The sequence below is a fragment of the Tepidiphilus succinatimandens genome (assembly GCF_006503695.1).
Taxonomy (GTDB): Bacteria; Pseudomonadota; Gammaproteobacteria; order Burkholderiales; family Rhodocyclaceae; genus Tepidiphilus; species Tepidiphilus succinatimandens.
Genome location: NZ_SBIK01000040.1, coordinates 1 through 668 on the forward strand (window position 1 = coordinate 1; position 668 = coordinate 668).

The 668-nt window shown below is 61.7% G+C and carries 1 pseudogene; it reads right to left on the reverse strand.

Going from position 1 to position 668, the window contains the following annotated elements:
* Positions 1-92: 92 nt before the first annotated feature.
* Positions 93-668: pseudogene (locus EPD82_RS11845) on the reverse strand (IS256 family transposase); the annotation flags it as partial.

The window sequence follows — 668 nt, forward strand, 5'->3', positions numbered from 1 at the left end:
CCCGCCCGCATCCCTAGGTTACTGCCGGAGGAACGGCAGGTTCCCTCCAAGGTTTCCCTTGTGGAACAATCACTTACGCGACCTCACGTCGCACTGATGCGTTCCAGCCCGTTGGTGGTGCGCAAACGGATGCGGTGCGCAGCCGGAAAGTCGAACACCGTCAGACTCTCGAGCACCGCCATTTCGGCCCATTGGGCCAGTTTCGGATGCTCCTTGCGCCAGAGCTCCAGAGCTGCTTTGAAGAGCCGCTCGGCTTCTGCCTTGTCCGGAGCGTTGAAGATCGCGCGCAGTGTCGCGGCGACGTGCTTTTTCGCCTCCTGCCGGGTGACGAACTGGCCGGCGTTTTGCTGCAGATGGAACTGGCAACGCTGCCAGGGAACAGAAGGCAACACCGCTTTGCGGGCAGCTTTGAGGCCCGCATGATCATCTGCGACGATGAGCTTGACACCGTGCAACCCTCTGGCCAGGAGGGATTCGAGGAAACGTCGCCAATTGATCTCGGCTTCCGACGTGGCCACCGTGCACCCGAGCACCCGCCGTTTGCCTGTTGCATCGACGCCGACGGCGATCAAGACGGCACAATCGACGATTCGCCCTTCCAGCCGCACTTTCTCGTAACGGGCATCCAGAAAGAGATAGGGCACTTCGCCCAGAGGACGCTCGCGCCA